Annotated in this window: 19 protein-coding genes and 2 tRNA genes; 12 read left to right on the forward strand and 9 right to left on the reverse strand. The window is 63.5% G+C overall.

Annotation, left to right across the window (positions count from 1 at the left end; all coding sequences use genetic code 11):
- Window positions 1-1005, reverse strand: coding sequence for an SAM-dependent methyltransferase (locus BLU39_RS04285; RefSeq protein ID WP_139178155.1), 1005 nt, complete (start codon window positions 1003-1005; stop codon window positions 1-3).
- A 156-nt stretch (window positions 1006-1161) separates the two neighbouring features.
- Between BLU39_RS04285 and BLU39_RS04290 the strand changes: the two genes are divergently transcribed.
- The 3 genes from BLU39_RS04290 to BLU39_RS04300 are packed head-to-tail and all read left to right on the forward strand — an operon-like array spanning window position 1162 to window position 3388.
- Window positions 1162-1650 (forward strand): GNAT family N-acetyltransferase, encoded by a 489-nt coding sequence (locus BLU39_RS04290; protein WP_092710241.1) that lies wholly within the window; start codon window positions 1162-1164, stop codon window positions 1648-1650.
- A complete protein-coding gene (locus BLU39_RS04295; RefSeq protein WP_092710244.1) occupies window positions 1635-2372 on the forward strand; it encodes an aspartyl/asparaginyl beta-hydroxylase domain-containing protein in 738 nt (245 codons plus the stop codon). The genes BLU39_RS04290 and BLU39_RS04295 overlap by 16 nt, the downstream gene beginning before the upstream one ends.
- Window positions 2369-3388 (forward strand): sulfotransferase, encoded by a 1020-nt coding sequence (locus BLU39_RS04300; protein ID WP_092710246.1) that lies wholly within the window; start codon window positions 2369-2371, stop codon window positions 3386-3388. Before BLU39_RS04295 ends, BLU39_RS04300 begins: the two co-directional genes overlap by 4 nt.
- Here BLU39_RS04300 and BLU39_RS04305 read toward each other — a convergent pair whose 3' ends face one another.
- The 3 genes from BLU39_RS04305 to BLU39_RS04315 form a co-directional block, all read right to left on the reverse strand.
- Window positions 3389-3691 carry a hypothetical protein gene (locus tag BLU39_RS04305; protein ID WP_217635049.1) on the reverse strand — a complete coding sequence of 101 codons (303 nt, stop codon included), beginning with the start codon at window positions 3689-3691 and terminating at the stop codon, window positions 3389-3391.
- Between the two features lie 151 nt (window positions 3692-3842).
- Window positions 3843-3918, reverse strand: a tRNA-Asn gene (locus BLU39_RS04310).
- A 73-nt stretch (window positions 3919-3991) separates the two neighbouring features.
- Window positions 3992-4318 (reverse strand): Dabb family protein, encoded by a 327-nt coding sequence (locus BLU39_RS04315; protein WP_092710249.1) that lies wholly within the window; start codon window positions 4316-4318, stop codon window positions 3992-3994.
- Between the two features lie 194 nt (window positions 4319-4512).
- Here BLU39_RS04315 and BLU39_RS04320 point away from each other — a divergent pair, with 194 nt between their 5' ends.
- Window positions 4513-5430, forward strand: a complete 918-nt coding sequence (locus BLU39_RS04320; RefSeq protein ID WP_302848393.1) for an alpha/beta fold hydrolase — start codon at window positions 4513-4515, stop codon at window positions 5428-5430.
- Window positions 5431-5680: 250 nt separating this feature from the next.
- Here the strand turns inward: BLU39_RS04320 and BLU39_RS04325 are convergent.
- Window positions 5681-5756: transfer RNA gene (locus BLU39_RS04325), tRNA-Asn, on the reverse strand.
- Window positions 5757-5887: 131 nt separating this feature from the next.
- On the reverse strand, window positions 5888-7102 hold the full coding sequence (locus BLU39_RS04330) for an amino acid aminotransferase (protein ID WP_175539211.1): 1215 nt from the start codon (window positions 7100-7102) through the stop codon (window positions 5888-5890).
- A gap of 112 nt (window positions 7103-7214) precedes the next feature.
- Here BLU39_RS04330 and uvrB point away from each other — a divergent pair, with 112 nt between their 5' ends.
- Window positions 7215-9308, forward strand: coding sequence for an excinuclease ABC subunit UvrB (gene uvrB / locus BLU39_RS04335; protein WP_092710255.1), 2094 nt, complete (start codon window positions 7215-7217; stop codon window positions 9306-9308).
- A 135-nt stretch (window positions 9309-9443) separates the two neighbouring features.
- Here uvrB and BLU39_RS04340 read toward each other — a convergent pair whose 3' ends face one another.
- Window positions 9444-9842, reverse strand: a complete 399-nt coding sequence (locus tag BLU39_RS04340; protein WP_092710258.1) for a DUF3224 domain-containing protein — start codon at window positions 9840-9842, stop codon at window positions 9444-9446.
- Between the two features lie 152 nt (window positions 9843-9994).
- On the opposite strand from BLU39_RS04340, the gene BLU39_RS04345 reads away from it, so the two are divergent.
- The gene (locus BLU39_RS04345; RefSeq protein WP_254788888.1) at window positions 9995-10834 is read left to right on the forward strand and encodes a helix-turn-helix domain-containing protein; all 840 of its coding nucleotides are present in this window, start codon (window positions 9995-9997) and stop codon (window positions 10832-10834) included.
- An 8-nt stretch (window positions 10835-10842) separates the two neighbouring features.
- Here the strand turns inward: BLU39_RS04345 and BLU39_RS04350 are convergent, their stop codons facing one another.
- On the reverse strand, window positions 10843-11757 hold the full coding sequence (locus BLU39_RS04350) for a LysR family transcriptional regulator (protein ID WP_092710260.1): 915 nt from the start codon (window positions 11755-11757) through the stop codon (window positions 10843-10845).
- Between the two features lie 112 nt (window positions 11758-11869).
- Between BLU39_RS04350 and BLU39_RS04355 the strand changes: the two genes are divergently transcribed.
- From BLU39_RS04355 to BLU39_RS04365, 3 genes are read left to right on the forward strand one after another with little or no spacing between them, the layout of a single operon-like run.
- Window positions 11870-12961, forward strand: a complete 1092-nt coding sequence (locus BLU39_RS04355; RefSeq protein ID WP_092710263.1) for a porin — start codon at window positions 11870-11872, stop codon at window positions 12959-12961.
- A gap of 17 nt (window positions 12962-12978) precedes the next feature.
- Window positions 12979-13776: a substrate-binding domain-containing protein gene (locus BLU39_RS04360; RefSeq protein ID WP_198511191.1), complete on the forward strand. Its 798-nt coding sequence runs from the start codon at window positions 12979-12981 to the stop codon at window positions 13774-13776.
- 34 nt (window positions 13777-13810) lie between these two features.
- The gene (locus tag BLU39_RS04365; RefSeq protein ID WP_092710272.1) at window positions 13811-15145 is read left to right on the forward strand and encodes an MFS transporter; all 1335 of its coding nucleotides are present in this window, start codon (window positions 13811-13813) and stop codon (window positions 15143-15145) included.
- A 2-nt stretch (window positions 15146-15147) separates the two neighbouring features.
- Here the strand turns inward: BLU39_RS04365 and BLU39_RS04370 are convergent, their stop codons facing one another.
- A complete protein-coding gene (locus BLU39_RS04370) occupies window positions 15148-15774 on the reverse strand; it encodes a flavin reductase family protein (RefSeq protein WP_092710275.1) in 627 nt (208 codons plus the stop codon).
- Between the two features lie 201 nt (window positions 15775-15975).
- Between BLU39_RS04370 and BLU39_RS04375 the strand changes: the two genes are divergently transcribed.
- The 3 genes from BLU39_RS04375 to BLU39_RS04385 all read left to right on the forward strand — a co-directional run bounded on the left by BLU39_RS04375 (window position 15976) and on the right by BLU39_RS04385 (window position 19273).
- Window positions 15976-17037 (forward strand): AI-2E family transporter, encoded by a 1062-nt coding sequence (locus tag BLU39_RS04375; protein ID WP_092710278.1) that lies wholly within the window; start codon window positions 15976-15978, stop codon window positions 17035-17037.
- Between the two features lie 276 nt (window positions 17038-17313).
- Window positions 17314-17772, forward strand: a complete 459-nt coding sequence (locus BLU39_RS04380) for a hypothetical protein (protein WP_139178157.1) — start codon at window positions 17314-17316, stop codon at window positions 17770-17772.
- Window positions 17773-17839: 67 nt separating this feature from the next.
- Window positions 17840-19273, forward strand: a complete 1434-nt coding sequence (locus BLU39_RS04385; RefSeq protein ID WP_092710284.1) for a Dyp-type peroxidase — start codon at window positions 17840-17842, stop codon at window positions 19271-19273.
- The last annotated feature ends 9 nt before the right edge of the window (window positions 19274-19282 follow it).

Here is a 19282-nt window from a genome sequence, read left to right on the forward strand (position 1 = left end):
TTACTGCATGCCGCCGTCCTGCCCGGTCCGAGGCAAGCGCAGACGACATTCCAGACCCGGCTGGCCGCCCAGCCGGTAGCGGAAATCGAGCACGCTGCCGCCCGCCAAAACCGGCTTGCCCGGCAGGGCCAGGGGCAGGTTCAGGCTGCACTCATGGTCACCGAGGACGATGTCGCCGTGCACGCGGATACGCGTCAGCAAGCGCGGCGCCTGCTCCAGCACGTCAGGCAGGCGGATGCTGGCGGCCGGCAGGCTGTCGCCCTGCTCGCCCTGCCAGGCGCGCAAGGCGTCCGCATCGAGGGCAAACACGGGGCCCCAGTCCGTGCACGGCTCGCCAGGGCTGCGCCGGTCCAGACCCAGGTGCACGGTGACGGCCGCCGGCAGCAGCGCCGCCGCAGGCGCTTGCGCGTGCAGGTTGCGCAGGATGGCCACTTGCGGCTCCTTGCCCAGCGCCGTATTCATGGTTTCGCTGACGATCACGTCCGGCATGGCGGCGGCAGGAATGCGGTAGGTGGCCGCGTCGGCGCAAATGTATTCGGCGACGTGGCCATCGAGGCCCAGGGCGGCGATCAGCTCGCGCGCATGGCCCAGGGTCTCGGCATGCACGTCGAGGATGGCAAACTGCACCTGGGTCGCACTCAGCAAGGCCATCACAGGCAGGGCCAACAGGGCAAACGGACCGCAGCCCGCATACAGCACGCGCACGGGCCGCCCGCCGTTCACGTCCAGCCGCTCGCGCACGGCCAGCGCCAGGCCCTGGATGAAGGCGGCGCTGCGGTAGGGCTCGCGCGCGCACAGTCCCGCCTGCACGGGGGAGATGGCCCAGCCGCTGGGCAGAAAACTCTCGCCGTCGCGCAAGCCGTCCTGCCGGTCCATGGCCAGGCCCGAATGGTGTTCGACGAGCTGGCGCAGCTGCACCGTTTCGCCGACCAGGCTGGCCAGGGTACGCCGCGGATCGCACAGCGCGGCCGCCATGGCGGCCAGTTCCGCGCGCGCCGAAGTCACGCACAACTCCACAGGCAAGGCAGGATAAAGACAGAATGCATTGCGGCTTCCTTGAAATGATTGCCAGTGCGCGGAAAAATTGGCAGCATAGCAAATAAATAAACGCCTGCGCATTTGGCACCATCGCCCCCATCGCCACCACCTACCGGAGCACCGATGCACGACCTGCCGCTTTCCGCCCCCTACCAGTTGCGCGTCCAGCGCGACGACGACGATGGCTTTGCCGCCGCGCTGTACAGCTCCACACGCGACGACTTGCGCCAGATGCCGGCCGATCCCGCCGTCATCGCACAGCTGATCGCCATGCAGCAGCGCATGCAAAGCCACGGTTACCGGCAAGCGTATCCGCACGCCGCGTATCTGATCCTGCAGCATGGCGACACGCCCATCGGGCGCCTGGTGCTGGAGCGCCAGGATCAGCTGCTGCACCTGGTCGACATCGCCATCCTGCCCGCCGCGCAGGGCCAGGGCGCCGGCAGCGCCGTGCTGCGCGGCCTGCAGGCGCAAGCGGGCGCGCAGCAATGCCGGATCCACCTTGCCGTCAACAAAAGCAACGCGGCTGCGCGCGCGCTGTACCAGCGGCTGGGCTTTCGCCCGCGCGGGGAAAACGACGTCCAGGAACAACTGGAATGGAGCGCGCCATAGTGCCAGCGCCGAAGCCGCCCAGCACCTGGCTGCGGCTGCCGCTGCGCTTTGACGTGGTGCGCATGCAGCGCGACAGCGACCAGTTCGCCGTCGGCGAGTGGATCCATCATTTCAATACGGGCGCCTACGACCAGGGCTGGAGCTGCGTGCCGCTGCGCTCGGCAGATGGCCAGGCCGGCCACATCATGCCCATCGACGGCGCCGCCTATGCCGGCACGCCGCAGCTGGCGCGCTGTCCCTGCCTGCGCGAGGTGCTCGCCAGCTTCGCCTGCGAGATCCGCGCCGCGCGCCTGATGGCGCTGGCACCGGGCGCCGTCATCCGCGCGCACCGCGACGCCGGCACGTCGCTGGCCGATGGCTTGATCCGCATCCACATCCCCATCCACACTTCGCCGCAGGTGCTGTTCAGTATTGATGGCGAGACTGTCCACTTCACGGCCGGCCACGCCTGGTACATGGATGCCAGCTGCCTGCACGCCGTGCGCAACGATGGTACGGCGCCGCGCATCCACCTCGTGCTCGACTGCGTTACCAATGCCTGGCTCGAAACGCTGTTCGCCTCGGCCGGCTTCGTGCCGAAAGCGGCCCATAAATATGGCGACCCCAGCATCAACGATGGCAATGTGCGGGCCGTCATCGCCCAGCTGCGACTATCGCCCTCGCCGGCCAGCCTGGCGCTGGCCAGCCAACTGTCTGGATTGGCAGACGGGAGCGCGCCATGAACGGCACGCCAGCGATAGTCGAGCAAGAACGCCTGCTGGCAAAGGGGGAAACGGTGGCATGGCGCGAAGGCATGGACTTGCGCGGCTGGTATCCCTTGTACGTGGAGCGTGGCGATGCTTTGACGGACGCCGCCATGTGCTGGCGCGAACTGGGGGAAACGGTGTTCAGCGACGCCTTCTTTGTCAATACTCTGGCGCGCCAGCCGCACGAGGAGCGCCGCGTCTGCCGCACGCCGCTGGCCGCGCTGGCCACGATGGCCAAGCTCGGCGATGGCCTGGCGCCCGACGCCTTCATCTTCCACGTCTCGCGCTGCGGCTCGACCCTGCTGAGCCAGCTGCTGGCATCCTTGCCGCAATGCATAGTCATGTCCGAGCCGCCCATCATCGATTCGCTGCTGCGCCTGCATCACGATGGCATGGCGGGCAGCGACAGCATCGCCCTGCTGCGCCAGGCCATCCTGGCACTGGGCCAGCGCCGCTCCGGCGCAGAGACGCAGCACATCATCAAGCTCGACTGCTGGCACATCCACAGCCTGGACTTGCTGCGGCAAGCGTTTCCCGATACGCCCTGCCTGTTCGTCTACCGCGAACCGCTGGCCGTGCTCGCCTCGCACCAGCGCCAGCGCGGACCGCAAATGGTGCCCGGCATGCTGCACCCGGCACAGCTGCCGCTGCCCGCGCACCGGCTGGCGCCGGGCGACCTCGATGGCTATGCGGGCCTCGTGCTGGCCAGCCTGTTCGACGCCGCCCTGCCCCATGCGGCCGCCGGCCAGCTGCAGTTAATTCACTACAAGCAATTGCCAGATATCGTGTTCAGCGATGTATTGACGCGTCTGGGCATCGCCCCCACGCCGGCACAGTTGCAAGCGATGCGCGCGCGCGGCGGCGTGCATGCGAAATACGGCACGGCCTACCAAGGCGACCCGCCAGTGGCCGCGACAAGCGGCCTGGCCGCCATCGCCGCGCAAGTGCAGCCCGGCTATCTGGCGCTGGAAGCGTTGCGCACGGGGCAATAGTCACAGCGCGCCGGCATTGTCCTCGCGCCACTTGCGCACCATCTCGCTGCTGATTTCCCGTTCATAGCAGATGGGGGCGTAACCGCCCTTCCGGCTCCATGCGCTGCGTCCCCCGCAAGCGCTGCCATTCTTGGCGGCATTGTAGGGACAGGGGCAACGGCCCGGATAGGCGGCAATCGATTCGGCGATGATCTGCTGCTTAACCTTCGCTTCGGTTGGCGGCTGGCGCCCCTGACCGCCGGCCAGGGGCGCGTAGGCCGTGCCGGCGGCCAGCATCAGCACCAGGGCGCAGAGATTCTTCATAAGAAAGTTGCTTTCATCCACAGGCAGCAAACGTGCGATACCAGTATGACAGATGCTTTTCGGCAAATCAGCGTGAAATGTCACGAAAATCATGGCCGCAATGCAAAAAGCCCAACCGGGAAGGCTGGGCTTTTCGATACTGCTGATGTTCTGGCTCCCCGACCTGGACTCGAACCAGGGACCTGCGGATTAACAGTCCGTCGCTCTACCAACTGAGCTATCAGGGAAAAGAGGCCGCATTCTATAGGGCAAATTTTCAGTTGTCCAGATTTACGCCAAAAAATTTACGCACGGCGACACTCAGCCCGGATTTTCCCGGGGCTGATAGTCAAATACCAGCACCCGTCCCAGCCATGGCTTGAGGAGCTCGACAAAGGCCAGATGGGCCGGATGGGCCAGGTACACGTCGCGCGCGCTGGCGCCATCGAAGGTCAAGGTAAAACAATCGGTAAAGCCGTCATCGAGACCTTCCGGACTCACGTTCGGCCCCCATTCGAATTGCAGCACGCCGGGAATGCGGTGTTTAAGCTGGGAAAACTCATAGACCAGCTCGGCATGCTTGGCCGGTGTGATGTCCTCGAGAAAATCACACAGGACGATATGGCGCAACGGGATTGAACAGGTCATGGCGGCAGCTCTCCTATGGGGTTGCATTCAGGATAGCGCAAAACGGGAAAGCCCACAGGCAGCGGCCCGCCACGCCGCACATATTTTCCATACACAACATGTTATTCGGATAAGATCCCTCATGGACATCCCCTACCCGCAGGCAACCATCTCGGACCATGACAAAGCTACTGGCAGTGCTATTCATCACCCTGATGCCGTTTTCTGCATGCAAAGCGCAAGCGCTTGCCATCGACGCGCTGCTGACACCGGACATCGGCGGGATCAGGCAGTTTGTGCAAATCAAGACAGATGACGCAAAAAAACCTGTTCTGCTCTTTTTATCGGGCGGGCCGGGAAGTTCGATGATGAAGAACGCGGATGCCTTCACCGCCATCCTGAAAAACAGATTCACGCTGGTGCAGTGGGACCAGCGCGATGCGGGAAAAACCCTGGCATTGAATCCGTCGCCTAGCCAGCCTTCCGTCGCGCAAATGGAGCAGGATACCTACCAGGTCATCACATTTTTACGAAAAGAGCTCAGGCAGGAAAAAATATACTTGCTGGGCAGCTCCTGGGGCAATGTGCTCGGTTTTCATATCGTCGAACAGCATCCTGAACTGCTGCATGCCTATTTCGCCGTCAATCCCGTCATCAGCCAGCTGGCCAGCGAAAAGGCATTGCTGGCCGATTTGAAGACGCATTTCCGGGACGATGCCGCCGCCAGCCAGGAACTGGCGCAAGTGCATATTCCCTTTCAACAGGATGAAGACCTGTTTTACCTGCGCAAATGGCTTTTCCATAAAGAGGGGAAAACATTCGCCACCAGCGATGGTTTCAAGACCGGCTTCCTGCAATGGTCCAAAGCCTGGTCGCCCGTGTGGAACGAAGTCATGCATATCGATTTGCCGACAACCTTGAAGAAAGTCGACTGCCCGATCTATTTCTTCGTTGGCAAGAACGACATCCAGACCTCCACCCGCATCACGCAAGACTATTTTGAGCAGCTGCAGGCGCCCAGGAAAGGGCTGTTTGTATTCGAACAGTCGGGACACCAGATACACCAGGATGAACCGGAAAAATTCCAGCAGGCGATCATCGGGACCCTGCCGGCACCAATCGCGACGCGCTGAAATGCAAAAAGCCCAACCGTTCAAGGCTGGGCTTTCTGCTGCTGCACCAACCAAAACTCGAACCAGGGACCTGCGGATTAACAGTCCGTCGCTCTACCAACTGAGCTATCAGGGAAAAGAGGCAGTATTATATAGGCCAAACCGGGTGCTGTCCAGATTTCCATAGGGGAAATCTTACCGTGGCCCAAGCTATGCGCCAGCGGCGCAAAAACAAAAAAGGCCACGTTGTTCAACGTGGCCTTTCGAATTCTGGCTCCCCGACCTGGACTCGAACCAGGGACCTGCGGATTAACAGTCCGTCGCTCTACCAACTGAGCTATCAGGGAAAAGAGGCAATATTATATGTCGCTTGTTCCATATTTGCAAGACTCATGCTGCATCTTGACAAACACGGCCATCGCCGACTTTCTACCGCCATCAGCGCCGCACTTGCATGCAGCGCCGAAGAAGCAAGATATTAAAGCACTTTGGCGATCGCGTCAATGACGATGTCGATATTGCGCGAATTCAATGCTGCCACGCAGATACGGCCCGTGTCGACGGCGTAGATCGATTGCTCGCGCAAGGACGCCACCTGCTCCTTGGTGAGGCCCGAGTACGAGAACATGCCGATTTGCTGGCGCACGAATTCGAAATCGTGGCCTGGCGCCTTGGCTTTCAGCTTTTCCACGAAGGCATTGCGCATTTCGCGGATGCGCACGCGCATGCCGGCCAGTTCCTCTTCCCACAGCTGGCGCAGTTCCGGCGTGGCCAGGACGGTGGCGACCACCTTGCCGCCATGCGTAGGCGGGTTCGAGTAGTTGGTGCGCACGACGCGCTTCAGCTGCGACAGCAAACGGGCCGCTTCGTCGGCGCTCGAGGCGACGACGCTCAGGGCGCCCACGCGCTCGCCGTACAGCGAGAACGATTTCGAGAACGAGTTCGACACCAGCAGCGGGCCGCCCGCGTCGGCAAAGCGGCGCACCACGGCGCCGTCTTCGGCGATGCCGTTGGCGAAGCCTTGGTAGGCCATGTCCAGGAACGGTACCAGGCCGCGCGAAGTCACCACGCTGATGATCTGATCCCACTGGGCCACGCTCAGGTCGGCGCCGGTCGGGTTGTGGCAGCAGGCGTGCAGCACGACGACGGAACCGGCTGGCATGGCGTTCAGGCTGGCCAGCATGCCATCGAAGTTCACGCCATGGGTGGCGGCATCGTAGTACGTATAGTTATTCACGACGAAACCGGCGTTTTCAAACAGCGCGCGGTGGTTTTCCCAGCTCGGGTCGCTGATGTAGACTTGCGCGCCCGGCGCGAAGCGCTGCAGGAAGTCGGCGCCGATCTTCAGTGCGCCCGTGCCGCCGATGGCTTGCACGGTGACGGCGCGGCGCTCTTGAATAACGGCGCTGTCGGCGCCAAATACGAGTTCTTGCACAGCCTTGTCGTAGGCGGCCAGGCCTTCGATCGGCAGATAGGTGCGTGGCGCCGCCTGTTCGATCAGGATGGCTTCTGCCTTGCGTACGCAAGCTAACAGAGGCACTTTGCCGTTGTCGTCATAATAGACGCCAACGCCCAGATTGATTTTGGCGGGATTCTGGTCCGCGTTAAATGCTTCGGTGATGCCCAGGATCGGGTCGCGTGGGGCCATCTCGATGGCGCTAAACAGACTGGCAGAAACAGTTGGGTTCGTCATGATAAGATTGGATTCGATTGGAAGCAGGTTCACAGCGGAGTTGTAGACAGCGCCCCAAAATACAACGCCAGGGCCGCCAGCAGAGCACTATTCTAACAAAGGTCTGATTCACATGCCCGAATTATCTACCGCCAGCGAGGCGGAAAGCGCAATTATCTCTTTCCCGGACTCCCCGTTCAAGCTGCATCAGCCCTTCCCTCCGGCCGGTGACCAGCCCACGGCGATCGACCAATTGTCCGAGGGCATCGCCGACGGACTGGCCTTCCAGACCCTGCTGGGCGTGACCGGTTCGGGCAAGACCTACACCATGGCCAACGTCATCGCGCGCATGGGCCGGCCCGCCATCGTCTTTGCGCCCAACAAGACCCTGGCCGCGCAGCTGTACAGCGAATTCCGCGATTTCTTCCCGCAAAACGCGGTCGAATACTTCGTCAGCTACTACGATTACTACCAGCCTGAAGCCTACGTGCCGCAGCGCGACCTGTTCATCGAAAAGGACTCGTCGATCAACGAGCATATCGAACAGATGCGCCTGTCGTGCACCAAGTCGCTGATGGAACGGCGCGACGTCATCATCGTCGCCACCGTCTCGGCCATCTACGGTATCGGCAATCCGAACGAATACCACCAGATGATCCTGACGTTGCGCGTAAAAGACAAAGTCGCCCAGCGCGACGTCATCGCGCGCCTGATCCAGATGCAGTACACGCGCAACGAAGTCGATTTCGGCCGCGGCACCTTCCGCGTGCGCGGCGACACGATCGACATTTTCCCCGCCGAGCATGCGGAGCTGGCCGTGCGCCTGGAAATGTTCGACGACGAGATCGAATCGATCCAGCTGTTCGACCCGCTGACGGGCCGCGTACGGCAAAAGATCCCCCGCTTCACCGTGTATCCGGGCTCGCATTACGTGACGCCCCGCTCCACCGTGCTGCGCGCCGTGGAAACCATCAAGGACGAGCTGCGCGAGCGCCTCGAATTCTTCCGCAAGGAGAACAAACTGATCGAGGAGCAGCGGCTGGAACAGCGCACGCGCTTCGACCTCGAAATGATGGCGGAAATCGGTTTTACGAAAGGCATCGAAAACTACTCGCGCCACCTGTCCGGCGCCCTGCCGGGCGAACCGCCGCCGACCCTGGTCGACTACCTGCCGCCCGACGCCATCATGTTCCTCGACGAGTCGCACGTGCTGACGGGCCAGCTGAGCGCCATGTACAACGGCGACCGCTCGCGCAAGACGAACCTCGTCGACTATGGCTTCCGCCTGCCGTCGGCGCTCGACAACCGCCCCTTGAAATTCGAGGAATTCGAGCAGAAGATGCGCCAGACCGTGTTCGTCTCGGCCACGCCGGCCGAATACGAAAAGAACCATTCCGACCAGGTGGTCGAACAGGTCGTGCGCCCCACGGGCCTGGTCGACCCGCAGATCATCGTGCGCCCCGCCAGCAGCCAGGTGGACGACCTGATGTCGGAAATCGTCGAACGCATCAAGAAGGACGAGCGCGTGCTGGTGACCACGCTCACCAAGCGCATGTCGGAGCAATTGACGGAATACCTGGGCGACCATGGCATCAAGGTGCGCTACCTGCACAGCGATATCGAGACGGTGGAGCGCGTGGAAATCCTGCGCGACCTGCGCCTGGGCACCTTCGACGTGCTGGTGGGGATCAACCTGCTGCGCGAGGGCCTGGACTTGCCGGAAGTATCGCTGGTCGCCATCCTCGACGCGGACAAGGAAGGCTTTTTGCGCTCCGAGCGCAGCCTGATCCAGACCATCGGCCGCGCCGCGCGTAACCTGAACGGCACGGCGATTTTGTACGGCGACCGCATCACGGACTCCATGCGCCGCGCCATCGACGAGACGGAGCGCCGCCGCGCCAAGCAGATCGCCTTCAATACGGCCAACAACATCATCCCGATCGGCGTGAAGAAATCGATCCGCGAAATGATCGACGGCGTCTACAGCCCGCAGGAAGCGCGCGAAACCCTGCAAGTGGCGCAGGAAGCGGCCAAGTTCGAATCGATGAGCGAGAAGCAGGTCAGCAAGGAAATCAAGCGCCTGGAAAAACTGATGGTCGACCACGCCAAAAACCTGGAGTTCGAAAAAGCGGCGCAAGTGCGCGACCAGCTGCACCTACTCAAACAGCAGCTGTTCGGCGCGCCCGGCACCGACAATGTGACATCGATACTGGGTAGGTCGGATTAGGCCCTGCGGGCCGTAATCCGACAACATCGTTGACGCTGGTGGCGGTGTCGGATTACGCGGCCTTGCCGCTCATCCGACCTACTTGAAAAGCCTTGACCGCACCAGCGAGTACAGGATTTCTGTCCATGGTTCGCCCTACTCCGGCAGCGAATAGTCGATGTCGTAGAAATGCTGGCCGTTTTCAATGCGGATGGCCAAGGTCCCGCTGATGCCCGTCAGCTGCCCCGTGCCGGAATGCGGCACGATGACGATGGACAGCAGCTGCTTGCCATCGGCCATGGTGCCCGCATGCTGCGCCACGAAGCTGCCTTCCCTGCCCTGCAGCACGCCCGTGATGGCTTCCATGGCAACATAACCGGCCGCGCCCTTGGTGTCGGTGACGGCACTGAGCATCTCGCCCTTCGCCGTGGCGACCAAGTCGCCGGCATAGACTTTATCGAGCAGCACCTTGCCCAGGGTCGTGCGCCCCGAGCGCTGGGGCGCCGCGGATGGCGTCATGGTGATGCTGAAACTTCCCGTAGCGTGTACATGCATGCGATGATCCCCTTCTGCAGATGAAGCGGCGCCGGCTGGCGCCACCGATAGACAACAGGCGGCCAGCATCAGGGCCGACAAACTCTGTGATTTCATGATTCCACTTTAATCGATGAGAGACAAGCAGCTTAAGGCCGCGCAGGAGACAAATATTGGATAAAGCCGACAGCACGCGCAATGTGCTCGCCGCGCGCGGGCTGACGCCCAAAGGCATCGTCGACCCGCAGGCGGCGGCGCGGCGCATACGGCTGGCGACCTATCCACCGGCTGGCGCGCTGGCGCCGTTCATCGAGTACTTCTGGGTGGTCGAATGGGACAGGCGGGGCTGCGCGCCGGAGACGCAGCGCGTACTGCCCTACCCGAACGCGCACCTGGTATTCGACCTTGAGCGCACCGCCATCCATGGCGTGGTGCGCGGCGCCTTCGACCGGCCCTTGAACGGCGCGGGCAAGGTGCTGGGCGTGCGTTTCGCGCCGGGCGGCCTGCGCCCGTTCATCACGCAGCCCCTGTCATCGTTCACCGACGCGACCATCGCCGCCGATGCCCTGCTGGGCATGCCGGCCGCACAAGCCGAAGCGCTGGTGTTGCTGCAAGCCGACGATACGGCCATGGTGGCGCAAGCACAGGCGCCGCTGCTGGCAAGGCTGCCGCAGGTCGATGACGCGGCCCTCCTGGCCGCCAGGCTGACTGCCGCGGCGGCGGCCCACAATGGCCCGGCGAGCGTGGCGCAGCTGTGCGAAAAAATGGGCATCGGCGAACGCCGGCTGCAGCGCCTGTTCGCCAACTACGTGGGCGTGCCGCCAAAATGGGTGATCCAGCGCTACCGCCTGCAGGAAGCGATCTGGCGCCTGGCGCAGCCCGATGCGCCCGACCTGGCCAGCCTGGCGCAGGAACTGGGCTTTTTTGACCAGGCCCATTTCAGCCGCAGTTTTGCGGAACTGGTGGGCAGCACGCCGCTCGACTATCGCCGCTCGCAGCGGGAGACAGCCTAGCACCGCGCTCATGCCCGCCGCCCCTGCTTGCCTATGCTCGCAACCATCATGTCGAACAGGGTGCGTGACGCGGGCGGCATCGCGTGCTGATGCCGGCTGATCAAGCCCAGCGTCCGTTTCACGACAGGATTGACGAGCGGCACGCCGATCACCGTGCCTTGCCGCTCCGGCAAGATGGACAACCCCGGCACCGCCGCCACGCCCAGTCCCGACTCCACCAGCGCCAAGATGCCTGACACGTGGTTGACCTCGCACGAGATCCACGGATGCTTTTCCACGCCGGCCAGTGCCGCGTCGAGCACGCTGCGGTTGCCGCTCGACTTGGCCACCGAGATATAGCGTTCGTCGACGGTATCCTTCCAGCTCAGCTTCTTGCGCCTGGCCAGTCGGTGATCGTTGCGCATCGCCAGCACGTAGGTCTCGACATAGATGGGCTGGAAATGGATCTCCGGATTTTCCGCGCCGGTAAAGCAGATGCCGAAGTCCGCCTCTCCGGTCAGCACGAGATTGAGCACGTCCTGCGCGCTTTCGTCATGCACGCGCACGCGGATTTTCGGGAACTGCGCGCTGAAACGCTTGAGCACGTCCGGCAGGAAGTGCCACACGGCCGAAGGCACGCAGGCGAACGTCACCGTCCCGGTACGGTGCGCGGCCAGGTCGGCGACCCCGAGCACGGCATCCTCGAGGCCGTTGAGCGCATCGCGCACATTCACCAGGAACACCTGCCCCACATTGGTCAGCTGCACGCGCCGGGTGGTGCGCTCGAACAGCTTGACCCCCAGCGCATCTTCCAGTTTTTCGATGCGGCGGCTGAGCGCCGGCTGCGACAGGAACAGGTCGGCCGCGGCCTGGCGAAAGCTGTTGCGCTCGGCCACGGCCACGAAGGCCTGCAAATCGTGAAGTTCGTAATTGATGCGCTGCATGCATTAATCCCCGGAAAAATTGCAATTATCAAATTATGCCATTTCAACGATGATGGGGTCTTAATGCTGAGCCTCGCCAAGAAGGCATCACCCAAAAAAAGATGGAGACACCATGCGACATTGTTCCACGTTCGCGCTGTTGTTGGCGGCCAGCGGCACCAGCCTGGCCCAGAGCAGCGCGGTTTTCTATGGCATCGCGGATGCCGGCATCCGCTATGGCAAGGGCTTGAACGCCGCCAACGCCCCCATCGCCGGCGGCACCACGCCCGCCATCAGCAGCGGCATCAACAACACGAGCCGCTGGGGCTTGCGCGGCCAGGAAGACCTCGGCGGCGGCTGGCAGGCGCTGTACCGCCTCGAGGGCGGACTCAATCTGGACACGGGCAGCGCGGCCAAATCCGACAAGTTGTTCGACCGGCAGGCCTGGGTCGGGCTCAAGACGCCGCTCGGGTCCGTGACGCTGGGCCGCCAGGCGACCTTGCTGGCCGACGCCATCGCGCCGGTGGACCCGCTGGGCATCCGCTACGCTTCGTTCAATCCCAACGTCAACATCACCGGCTTGAGCAACACGGCTTTTGGCCGGCACTCGTTCGGACAGCAATACGGCAGCAGCGGCTATGCCGACAACTTCTACCGGCTCGACAACATGGTGAAAGCCAGCGCCAGCCTCGGGCCGGTGGTGGCGCGCGCCGCCTACTCGTTCGGCGAAGTGGCGGGCGCCGCGTCGCCATTGTCGACCTGGGGCGGCGCCCTGACGTACCAGCAGGCTGGCCTGGCCGTCTCCGGGGCGGCGATGCGCTTTCGCAATCGCGACAACCTCAACCTCGACGCCGCCACCGTGGGCGCCGCCTACAAGGTGGACGCCTGGCAGTTCAAGGCCAATCTGGGCGTCAACCGCGCCGACGCGGGCGCCGGCAAATCCGTCCGCCAAAACGTGGCATCGGCCGGCGTGAGCCGGCAATTGGCGCAGGACCTGCTGCTCACGACCGCCTATTACAAGGTGCGCCGCAGCGCCACGGGCCACGTCGATGACGGCTTCCAGCGCGCTTTCGCCTACCTGGAAAAAACGCTGTCGCCGCGCTCCACCCTGTACCTCGAATCGGACTACACCCTGTGGCAAGGCGATGCGGCCGGCGTCACCGGCACGCGGGCCAACGACCGTCACGGCATGGGCTTGACGCTCGGCCTCATGCACAAATTTTAACGACAGGAGAAACAACCATGCTTCCACATACCCTGATGCGGCGATCCGCCCCCCTGCTGGCCGGCTTCATGCTGCTCGCCGCCGGCGCGGCCCACGCCGCCGAACTGCGCGTGGTCAGCTCGGGCGGTTTCGCCCAGGCCTACAAAAACCTGGCGCCCGCCTACGAACGCGCCAGCGGCGACCATCTGGTCTCCGAATGGGGACCATCGATGGGCACGACAAAAAATGCGATTCCCGCGCGCCTGGCACGCGGCGAGCAGATCGACGTCGTCATCATGGTGGGCGACGCGCTCGACAAGCTGATGCAGGAAGGCCGTTTGGTCCCCGGCAGCAAGGTGGTGCTGGCCAATTCGCCGATTGCCTGCGCCGTGCGGCGCGGCGCGGCCAAGCCCGACATCAGCACCACCGAAGGCTTGCGCAGCGCTTTCCTGCAGGCGCACAAGGTGGCCTATTCGGACAGCGCCAGCGGCGAATACATCGAGAAGCAGCTGATGAAGAAACTGCAGATTTCGGAACAGATGCAGGGCAAGGCGGCAAAGATCCCCGCCACCCCCGTCGGTGAAATCATCGCGCACGGCGACGCCGATTTCGGCTGCCAGCAGCGCAGCGAACTGCTGCCGGTCGAGGGCATCGCCATCGTCGGCCTGCTGCCGCCGGAAGTGCAGCAGATGACGCAGTTTTCGGCCGCCCTGGTCCCGGGCAGCAAGCAGCCGGAGGCCGGCCGCGCCCTGCTGCGCTTCCTCGCCTCCCCCGACAACGCCGGCGCGATCGAAGCGACCGGGCTGGAACCGGCGTCGGCGCCGGTCACGCACTAGCCGACGTCACTCATCTTTCATCAACAGGTAAATCATGGCCACTCCATCGACCGCCACACCCATCGCCGAGGCCACACCGCCCCGCGCACAGGCACGTCCTCCCTCGCGCATCGCCACCGTCATCCGGGTGACGAGCGGGAACTTCATCGAAATGTACGATTTTTTCCTGTTCGGCTTTTACGCGACGTATATTTCCAAGGCCTTCTTCCCCGCCACCAGCGAATATGCGGCCCTGATGATGACGTTCGCCACCTTCGGCGCAGGGTTTTTCATGCGGCCGCTGGGCGCCATCATCCTCGGCAGCTATATCGACCGCATCGGCCGCCGCAAGGGCCTGGTGCTGACCCTGGCCATCATGGCTTCCGGCACGGCGCTGATCGCCTTCGTACCTGGCTACGCGACCATCGGATTGCTGGCGCCGTTCCTCGTGCTGATCGGGCGTTTGCTGCAAGGTTTTTCCGCCGGCGTGGAACTGGGCGGCGTATCCGTCTACCTGTCCGAGATGGCGACACCCGGCAACAAGGGATACTACGTCAGCTGGCAATCGGCCAGCCAGCAGGTGGCCATCATCTTTTCCGCCGCGCTGGGCTACTTCTTGAACGAAACTTTGAGCAAGGAATTCATCGCGGACTGGGGCTGGCGCATCCCGTTCTTCATCGGCTGTTCCATCATCCCGGTGGTGTTCTACATCCGCCGTTCGCTGCAGGAGACCGAGGCCTACCTGACGCGCAAGTCGCATCCGACGTTCCGGCAAATGCTCAAGACCATCACCCTCAACTGGCCGCTGGTCGTCACCGGGACCATGCTGATCGTGCTGACGACGGTCGCGTTCTACCTGATCACCGTCTACACGCCGACCTTCGGCAAGAACGTGCTCAAGCTGAGCACCGAGGAAAGCCTGCTCGTCACCTTGTGCATCGGCCTGTCGAACTTCATCTGGCTGCCCGTCATGGGCGCGCTGTCCGACCGCATCGGGCGCTGGCCCATCATGGCCGTGTGCTCGGCGCTGACGGTGCTGACCGCGTATCCTGCCCTGTCCTGGCTGGTCGCCCATCCGAGTTTCGACCACATGCTGATGGTGGAGCTGTGGCTGTCCTTCCTGTACGGCAGCTACAACGGGGCCACCATCGTCGCGCTGACGGAAATCATCCCGGCCAGCGTCAGGACGACGGGCTTTTCGCTGGCCTACAGCCTGGCCACGGCGCTCTTCGGCGGCATGACGCCGCTGGTGTCGACCCTGCTGATCGAGAGCACCGGCGACAAGGCGGCGCCAGGCTACTGGATGGCCGGCGCCGGCGCCATCAGCCTGGTGGCGACGTGGCTGATCTATCGCGGCATCGTCAGGGAGCGCCATCCGCTCCCGGCATGATGTTACGGCCAGGCGGGCCGGCGCATGTGGAACAGGCTGTCCGGTCCGATCTCGAAATAATCGGCCGGACCGCCGCCGCGCAAGATCGGCGCGGCCGCCGCCGTGTCGTACACGCCATCGTTGAGCAGGTGGCGCGCGATGTGCACGCCCACCACTTCCCCCAGCACCAGCCAGCTGCCGACACCGTCGCCATTAAGGCCTTGCAGCTCGATGATCTGCGTGCGCCGGCATTCGAAGGAGACGGGGCTTTCCGCCACGCGTGGCACATTGACGATGCGCGAGGCGGCTGGCGTGAGGCCGGCCAGCGCGAATTCATCGACTTCGGGCGGCGCCGGCGCGCAGCTGATGTTCATCGCCCCGGCCAGCGGACGCGTGGCCAGGTTCCACACGAATTCGCCCGTCTGTTCGATATTGCGCAAGGTATCCTTGCGGCCGATGCTGGAAAAACCGATCAGCGGCGGATGGTAATTGAAGGCGTTGAAAAAACTGTAGGGCGCCAGATTGAGCACGCCCTCGCTGCTGCGCGAAGCGATCCAGCCGATGGGCCGCGGCCCGACGATGGCGTTGAACGGGTCATGCGGCAGGCCATGGCCCTGCGCAGGTTCATAAAAGTGAATATTGTCGGCCACGCGCGTTCCTGAAGTCAAAAGAAGTCAAAGGCGCCCGGGATGGAACGCCTGGAACGACAGCTTACTGGAATTGCCGCCACCGCGTTGCCAGCCCGCCGGCGCCAGGTGCGCTCGCGCACGCATCGCGACAATTGTGTAGCACATGGCCCTGGGCCTCGCTTATGATGGGACAACTCAACCCTTGTCATTACGCTACCGCCCATGCCTACGCTCACGCTGCACCAGAAAGTGTTCCTGCTCCTCCTGAGCATCGTCACCATCGGCTTCGGCTGGATACTGGCGCCATATGCGGGCGCCATCTTCTGGGGTGTGATCCTGGCGATCCTGTTCGCGCCCGTGTACCGCTGGCTGCTGCTGAAAACCAGGGGCCGCGCCGGCCTGGCGTCGCTGCTGACTTTGCTGCTGATTATCGTCATCGTGATCCTGCCGCTGTCGCTCGTTTCCGTGTCGCTCGTGAACCAGGCGGCCAGCGTCGTGGAAATGGTGCGTTCGGGCGAAATCACGGTCGCCATGTTCTTCAATAAAATCATGGCCGTGCTGCCGCAATGGCTGATCAACTTGCTCGACCGCTTCAACCTGACCAGCCTGGCCAGCCTGCAGGACAAGCTGGCCGAGGGCGCCACGCAGGTGAGCCAGGTGGTGGCGGTGAAAGCCATCAACGTGGGCCTGTACACCTTTGAATTCCTCACCAGCCTGTGCATCATGCTGTACCTGCTGTTTTTCCTCATGCGCGATGGTTCGGCCCTGTCGGCCCGCATCAAGGGCGCCGTGCCGCTGAGCCGCAAGTACAAGCAGCGCCTGTTCACCAATTTCACCACCGTGATCCGTGCCACCGTGAAGGGCAACATCCTCGTGGCGATCGCCCAGGGTGCCCTCGGCGGCCTGGCGTTCTGGTTCCTCGACGTGCCGGCGCCCCTGCTGTGGGCCGTGCTGATGGCCTTCCTGTCGCTGCTGCCGGCCGTCGGCGCCGCCCTCGTCTGGGCGCCCGTGGCCGTCTACTTCCTGGCCACGGGCGCGATCTGGCAAGGCGCAGGGCTGGCCGCCTTCGGCGTCTTCGTCATCGGCCTGGTCGACAACGTGCTGCGCCCCGTTTTGGTCGGCAAGGACACCAAGATGCCCGACTACGTGGTGCTGCTGTCGACCGTGGGCGGCATGGCCCTGTTTGGCCTGAACGGCTTCGTCATCGGCCCCGTGGTGGCGGCCCTGTTCATCGCCTCGTGGGACCTGTTCGTCTCGGCCAGCGAATTCCAGGCCCAGGATTGAGGCGCCGTCCCAGCCTGCAAAAATAAACCCTCCAAAACCCGGCGCTGTCGGCGGCGCCACTTGCGCTTCCCGAAACAGGCCGGAGCGGCGTGGCGGCACAGTGTCCACCAGCGCCGGCCAGCCCCGGCAACTATCCACATGAGACCGCATTTCATGGCAACTATCATGTTGCAATAGTATACATTTAGCAACAAATGCAAAAATATAGTTTTTGACGCAGCAGGAGCTGCGGCGTAGTGTCGGTCGTCCCGACAACCACGTAATGAGGAGCCTTCCATGGCAAATCCACTGTGCTTACTGATGCCGGTACTACCCGGCACCAATCCGATCTCCATCGCCGCCGCGTTGCAGGAATACCAGACGAAGATCAATGCCGCACTCACCAATATCGGTACCGTGCACTTTGCCCGCTTCACCCTGCTTGACCGCTCCCAGGCCAATCTGCTGCCCAACATCGGCAAGACAGGTACTTCCGATACCCTGATCATCGGCGTCATCACCGAGTATGACGGCAATTTCAATGCCTACATCGAAGATTTCGTGGCCCAGCTGGGCGAGGTATTCGACGCGCTGCTGCAGTTCGTCGTGGGCGGCAAGGCGCTGATGCCCGTAGCCAACCACGTGGCCGCATTCGAAGCCTTCATCACCGCCAACGACGCCGCGCAGCACGTGCCCAACACGGGCCTGTATAGCGCCTATCCGCAGACCGTCCAGCAAATCCTCGCTTCCGTCTGAGCCTGAACCGAACGCCGCGCCGGGGCTGCGCAAGCGGCCCCGCCAACCCAGCCCCCGGAGAGACAGCATGGCCGATCCCATCATCGATTACGACGACGTGCAAGGCACGATCCTGCGCGGCTACCGCGTCAACCTGGCGCGCCATTTCATCTTCAGCATCACGGATGCGGCGCAGGCGCGGCGCACCATCGCGGCCCTGCTCGACGGCAGCGACGGGCTGCCATCGATCACCACCGCGCGCCATATTCACCCCAAGCCGCCCTGCTTCGTCAATCTCAGTTTTACCGCTCCCGGCCTGTCCGCGCTGGGAGTGGCCGCGGCCGACCTGGCCACCTTTGACCAGGCATTCCAGCGGGGCGCGGCCGATCCGGCCAGCGTCGCCGCCGTGGGCGACGTGGGCGACAGCGGCCCGGAACACTGGCTCGGCAACCTGGGACCGGCCACCACAGCTGGCCACGTGCATGCGATGCTGAGCCTGTGGGTCAGCGAATCGGAGGTGGTGCTGCAGGCAACGTCGGCCACGCTGCGTGGCGCCTTTGCCGCCGGCTGGCGTGAACTGTATGCGCACGACGGCGTGGCCCTGCCAGGCAACCGCGTGCATTTCGGCTACCGCGACAATATCGCCCAGCCCGACGTCGATGGCGCCCCGCCGCGCAAGCACGAGCACGAATACGACCCGGACCCGCTCAACAGCGTCAAGACGGGGGAATTCCTGCTCGGCTATCCGAATGAAAACGGCGGCACCTACCAGGTGCAGCCGCCGCAACTGTCCACCAACGGCAGCTATGCCGCCTTCCGCATCCTGGAGCAGGACGTGCCCCTGTTCGACAGTATATTGAGCCAGGGCGCGGCCAGTTCCGGGCTCAGCACCGAAATGGTGGCCGCCAAGATGTGCGGACGCTGGCGCAACGGCAATCCGCTCGTGCTCGCACCGGACGAACCGGGTCCCGTGCTGCCGGACGCCAGCCTGAACCACTTCCACTACGTCGATGCGCAGTCGGAAAAGGACGACACGCTGGGCCTGAAATGCCCGATCGGCGCGCATATCCGGCGCAACAATCCGCGCGACGAAGGCGTCGTGGGCACCTCGGCCCGCAACCACCGCATCGTGCGGCGCGCCATGCCCTATGGCAGCGAATACGATCCTGCCTCGCCCACCACGGAACGGCGGGGACTGGTCGGCTATTTCATCAATGCGAATCTGCGCAACCAGTTCGAATTCCTGATGCAGCAATGGAACGATGACGCTACCTTCGTCAAAGCGGCCGTCGGCCCGGCCGGTCCCGAAGCGGGCAATGCCACGCTCAACATCAGCGGCCAGGACGTGTTCCTGGGTATCAACGACCCGGCCGTCAGTTCCTTCACCCTGCCCGGCGTGGGCCCCAAGGGCAGCGGCAATACGAAACTGCAGCATTTTTCGCGCAGCGTCATCACGCGCGGCGGCGTGTATTGCTTCTTCCCCAGCATCACGGGATTGCGCTACCTGGCAAACCTGAGTTAGGCGGCGGGC

Source organism: Janthinobacterium sp. OK676, from assembly GCF_900103595.1.
GTDB lineage: Bacteria > Pseudomonadota > Gammaproteobacteria > Burkholderiales > Burkholderiaceae_D > Janthinobacterium.

Bases quoted from the DNA above. Each gene is read 5' to 3' on its own strand.
- BLU39_RS04290 (WP_092710241.1), top strand. From the start codon at position 1,162: ATGCACGACCTGCCGCTTTCCGCCCCCTACCAGTTGCGCGTCCAGCGC.
- BLU39_RS04295 (WP_092710244.1), top strand. From the start codon at position 1,635: ATGGAGCGCGCCATAGTGCCAGCGCCGAAGCCGCCCAGCACCTGGCTG.
- BLU39_RS04300 (WP_092710246.1), top strand. From the start codon at position 2,369: ATGAACGGCACGCCAGCGATAGTCGAGCAAGAACGCCTGCTGGCAAAG.
- BLU39_RS04305 (WP_217635049.1), bottom strand. From the start codon at position 3,691: ATGAAGAATCTCTGCGCCCTGGTGCTGATGCTGGCCGCCGGCACGGCC.
- BLU39_RS04315 (WP_092710249.1), bottom strand. From the start codon at position 4,318: ATGACCTGTTCAATCCCGTTGCGCCATATCGTCCTGTGTGATTTTCTC.
- BLU39_RS04320 (WP_302848393.1), top strand. From the start codon at position 4,513: ATGCCGTTTTCTGCATGCAAAGCGCAAGCGCTTGCCATCGACGCGCTG.
- BLU39_RS04330 (WP_175539211.1), bottom strand. From the start codon at position 7,102: ATGACGAACCCAACTGTTTCTGCCAGTCTGTTTAGCGCCATCGAGATG.
- uvrB (WP_092710255.1), top strand. From the start codon at position 7,215: ATGCCCGAATTATCTACCGCCAGCGAGGCGGAAAGCGCAATTATCTCT.
- BLU39_RS04340 (WP_092710258.1), bottom strand. From the start codon at position 9,842: ATGCATGTACACGCTACGGGAAGTTTCAGCATCACCATGACGCCATCC.
- BLU39_RS04350 (WP_092710260.1), bottom strand. From the start codon at position 11,757: ATGCAGCGCATCAATTACGAACTTCACGATTTGCAGGCCTTCGTGGCC.
- BLU39_RS04355 (WP_092710263.1), top strand. From the start codon at position 11,870: ATGCGACATTGTTCCACGTTCGCGCTGTTGTTGGCGGCCAGCGGCACC.
- BLU39_RS04360 (WP_198511191.1), top strand. From the start codon at position 12,979: ATGCTTCCACATACCCTGATGCGGCGATCCGCCCCCCTGCTGGCCGGC.
- BLU39_RS04365 (WP_092710272.1), top strand. From the start codon at position 13,811: ATGGCCACTCCATCGACCGCCACACCCATCGCCGAGGCCACACCGCCC.
- BLU39_RS04375 (WP_092710278.1), top strand. From the start codon at position 15,976: ATGCCTACGCTCACGCTGCACCAGAAAGTGTTCCTGCTCCTCCTGAGC.
- BLU39_RS04380 (WP_139178157.1), top strand. From the start codon at position 17,314: ATGGCAAATCCACTGTGCTTACTGATGCCGGTACTACCCGGCACCAAT.
- BLU39_RS04385 (WP_092710284.1), top strand. From the start codon at position 17,840: ATGGCCGATCCCATCATCGATTACGACGACGTGCAAGGCACGATCCTG.